Annotated in this window: 3 protein-coding genes; 2 read left to right on the forward strand and 1 reads right to left on the reverse strand. The window is 73.3% G+C overall.

The window, feature by feature from the left end:
• Positions 1–432 precede the first annotated feature (432 nt).
• Positions 433–1,089: a 50S ribosomal protein L25/general stress protein Ctc gene (locus tag H5J29_RS25555; RefSeq protein WP_181783571.1), complete on the forward strand. Its 657-nt coding sequence runs from the start codon at positions 433–435 to the stop codon at positions 1,087–1,089.
• Complete coding sequence (pth, locus tag H5J29_RS25560) at positions 1,089–1,673, forward strand: aminoacyl-tRNA hydrolase (protein WP_181783572.1); 585 nt, start codon at positions 1,089–1,091, stop codon at positions 1,671–1,673. Before H5J29_RS25555 ends, pth begins: the two co-directional genes overlap by 1 nt.
• A 39-nt stretch (positions 1,674–1,712) precedes the next feature.
• Here pth and H5J29_RS25565 read toward each other — a convergent pair whose 3' ends face one another.
• Positions 1,713–3,338 (reverse strand): fatty acyl-AMP ligase, encoded by a 1,626-nt coding sequence (locus tag H5J29_RS25565; RefSeq protein WP_181783573.1) that lies wholly within the window; start codon positions 3,336–3,338, stop codon positions 1,713–1,715.
• Between the last annotated feature and the right edge of the window lie 182 nt (positions 3,339–3,520).

Raw genomic sequence — 3,520 nt, forward strand, 5'->3', positions numbered from 1 at the left:
GCGCCTGCGGCCTCGCCGACGGTCATGACCTGGTAGTCCTCGACCGACGCCGCGCGCTGGGCGGGCACGACCGGGAAGGACGAGACCGCCGGGATCACCTCGGTGACCGGGTCGGTGTCGCTGGTGACGTCGCTGGACACGTGGTGCGTGGCGGTCATGGCCTTCCCCCGAATGCCTCGACTGTGTGCTGACATCCGGTTCATCGCGACCCGCCGTCCGGCTCTTAGCAGCGACACGCCGGTTTCAACGATTCTGACGAGAACACCCACCGGACAGGGCCCTGTGGGGCTCGCGTACTCTTCTCGACATTCCGCGGCGAGGGCGGGTTGTTCGTCGAGCCCGCCGTCATCGACGTGGGTCGGCCTGTCGGCCGCCTCCTCGATGCGCCTCGCCGCGCGCACGCATCCGCAGTACCGAGGAGAGAGACCCACCGTGGCCCAGTCCAAGATCGCCGCCGAGACCCGGACCGAGTTCGGCAAGGGCGCCGCGCGCCGCACCCGCAAGGCGGGCAAGATCCCCGCCGTCCTCTACGGGCACGGCACCGACCCGCAGCACCTCGCGCTCCCGTCGCTGGAGTTCGCCGCCGTCGTCCGTGAGCAGGGTCGCAACGCGATCCTCGAGCTCAACATCGCGGGCACGCCGTCGCTGGCGCTGACCAAGACGGTCACGTTCCACCCGATCCGCCCGTACATCGAGCACGTCGACCTCCTCGTGATCAAGAAGGGCGAGAAGGTCGTCGTCGAGGTGCAGGTGATCGTCACCGGCGAGGCCGCCCCCGGCTCGCTCGTCACCCAGGAGCTCAACACCATCGAGCTCGAGGCGGACGCGCTGAACATCCCCGAGAGCATCGAGCTCTCGGTCGAGGGCGCCGCGGTCGGCACCCAGTTCCTCGCGGGCCAGCTCGTCCTCCCCGAGGGCTCCGAGCTGCGCACCGACCCGGAGTACCTGGCCGTCAACGTCGTCGCGGCGCCGACCGCCGAGGACCTCGAGGCCGAGATCGACACCGAGGGTGCCGGCGTCGTCGAGGACGCCCCGGAGACCCCGGCCGCCGAGGCCTCCGAGGGCGAGTCCTCCGACTCCGAGAGCTGATGGCCGCGGCCGGCACCGCGCTGGTGGTCGGGCTCGGCAACCCCGGGCCCGGCTACGCGGACACCCGACACAACGTCGGGTTCGCGGTGGTGGAGCTGCTGGCCGAGCGGGCCGGTGCGCGGTTCTCCCTGCACAAGCGGTCCAACGCCGAGGTGGCGGAGGGCAGGCTGGCGGGGCGCAAGGTCGTGCTGGCCAAGCCGCGCACGTACATGAACGAGTCCGGCGGCCCCGTCGCCGGACTCGTCCGGTACTTCTCGGTGCCCGCCGAGGACCTGGTCGTCGCGCACGACGACCTGGATCTCGGCTTCGGCGTCGTCCGGCTCAAGCGGGGCGGCGGCGAGGGCGGACACAACGGGCTCCGCTCGATCAGCCGCTCGATCGGCACGAAGGACTACCTGCGGCTGCGGTTCGGGATCGGCAGGCCGCCGGGCAGGCAGGACCCCGCGGACTACGTGCTGCGGAAGTTCTCGCCGACCGAGCGCAAGGAGCTGGACTTCGCGGTGGACCTCGCCGCGGACGCCGTCGAGGCACTCCTGGAGCAGGGCCTCGAGCCCACCCAGAACCGCTTCCACGCCCTCTCCTGAGTCGTGAGTGGCGATAGGCGCTCTAGCGACTGTCGCCGCTCACAGGAGGTCGGAGGTCGCCGCGCGGCGGAGCTTGCCGGAGGGCGTCTTCGGCAGGGAGCCGGGCGGGAGGATCTCCACGCGGGCCGGCCGCACGCCCACCGCGCTCACCACCCGCGCGATGACGTCCTTGCGGATCACCGCCGCCTCGCCCTCGTCCCCCGCCTTGCGGGACTCGACGACCACGGCGAACGACTCCCGCCGCTCCCCCGCCGGGAGCCGGACGGCCACGGCGTTGCCCGCGCGCACCCCGTCGGCCTCGGCGGCGGCGCGCTCGATGTCCGTCGGGTAGATGTTGCGGCCGCCCATGATGATCACGTCCTTGCGCCTGCCGCACACCACGACCTGGCCGTCCTCGACGAGGTAGCCCTCGTCCCCGGTGTCGAACCAGCCCTCGGCGTCCTGGGTGGCGAGCGGACCGTCGACGGTCAGGTACCCCGGCGTGACGGACGCCCCGCGCAGCTGGATCACGCCGACGCCGCGGGTGCCGAGCACCTCGCCGCCCTCGCCCACGACCCGCGCCTCGATGCCCGGCAGCGGCGGCCCGAGCAGCGGGAACGCACGGCCCGCTCCGGGTTCGGCGCGGCGCCCGGACTCCAACGCCTCGGCGTCGACCTCGTCCACCGCCAGCCCCGTCTCGACCGGAGCGAACGCCACCCCGAGGCCGGTCTCCGCCATCCCGTACGCGCACAGCACCGACTCCGGCCGTAGGCCGAACCGGGCCCCCGCCCCGACGAACGCCGCGACCGCGCCGGGATCCACGGGCTCGGCCCCGTTGAGCGCGATCCGCAGGCTCGACAGGTCCAGCTCCCGGTCCGCCCGCGCGAGCTGGCGGGCGAGCACGGCGTAGGCGAAGTTCGGCGCCGCCGTGACGGTCCCCCCGTACTTCGAGATGAGCTCGGCCCAGAGCAGCGGGCGGGTGAGGAAGTCCGCGGGCGTGACCGTGACGAGCTCCAGCCCGGTCATCATCGGGATGGTCAGGAAGCCGACCATGCCCATGTCGTGGAACAGCGGCAGCCACGAGACCATCACGTCCCGCCCGACGTCCAGCCGCGCCGCCTCGCGCATGCCCGTGATGTTCGCGTGCAGGTTGCCGTGGGTGATCCGGACGGCCTTCGGCTCCGCGGTCGAACCGCTGGTGAGCTGCAGCAACGCGGTGTCGCCCTCGTCTGCGACGGCGGCGTCGGGCGTGAAGGCGGCGGGGTCGCCCTCCAGCGAGTCGATCAGCAGGAAGGGCACGCCGCGGTCGGCGAGGACCGGGGCGAGGGCGTCGAACGGGGCACCGAGCAGCACCGTGTGCGCCTCGATCATGCCCAGCACGGTGACCGTGTCCTCGGCCCAGCGCGCGAGGTCGGTCCGCGCCGTGGGCTGGTGCAGCATCGTCACGCTGCCGCCGAGCAGCCAGACGGCCTGGGCGAGCGGCGCGATGATCGCGGGCTCGCCCGCCAGCACCCCGACGGACCTGCCCGGCCCGAGGCCCGCCCGGCGCAGGGCGTCCGCTCGGGCGCGTGCCGCCTCGTGCACCTCGCTCCACACGCGACGGACGGGGTCGGCGGGCTCCCCGGTGGTCATGCCACGGGTCGTCTCCGAGGCGGACTCCAGCAGCGACGCGAGGAACCGGGACATATCTCCAGCGTAGGCGAACTCGGGCGTAGGGTCGGCGCCGTGAACCGGGACGCCATCGCCGCGGCCGTCGACGCCGTGCTGCCCTCCGCCCGCGCCGACCTCGAGCGGCTGGTCCGCATCCCCAGCATCTGGGCCGATCCCGCGTACGCCGCGGACACCGAGGCGAGTGCCGCGGCCGTGGC

Origin of the sequence: Pseudonocardia pini, from assembly GCF_013870575.1 — a bacterium.
Classification (GTDB): Bacteria; Actinomycetota; Actinomycetes; order Mycobacteriales; family Pseudonocardiaceae; genus Pseudonocardia; species Pseudonocardia pini.